Source organism: Microbacterium sp. GbtcB4 (assembly GCF_019091465.1).
GTDB classification, from domain to species: Bacteria; Actinomycetota; Actinomycetes; order Actinomycetales; family Microbacteriaceae; genus Microbacterium; species Microbacterium paraoxydans.
This window is the reverse complement of the sequence record NZ_JAGXJJ010000668.1, coordinates 1-233: the sequence shown is the minus strand read 5'-3', so window position 1 is coordinate 233 and position 233 is coordinate 1. Positions and strand designations below refer to the sequence as shown.

The window sequence follows — 233 nt, the reverse complement described above, 5'->3', positions numbered from 1 at the left end:
GACTTTTCGCCCTCATCCGCGCGGGTGTAGAAGAAACCGTCGGCGCCGTTCGTCACGGCCATCTCGCTGGTGTCCGTGCGGGCGACGACGGGCTGCGGGGTGCCGTCGGGGTCGAGCACGAGCGAGGCATCGGTGTACCAGGCGGGCACCACCGGGGTGCCCCACCAGTCGCGGCGCTGGTTGTCGGGCACGTCCCAGGTGCCGACCGGGGTGTCCGGGGCGCCCGTGTAGGA

General features: G+C 72.1%; 1 pseudogene. It reads right to left on the bottom strand.

The features are described from left to right. Positions 1–233: pseudogene (locus KVS71_RS19205) on the bottom strand (3,4-dihydroxyphenylacetate 2,3-dioxygenase); the annotation flags it as partial.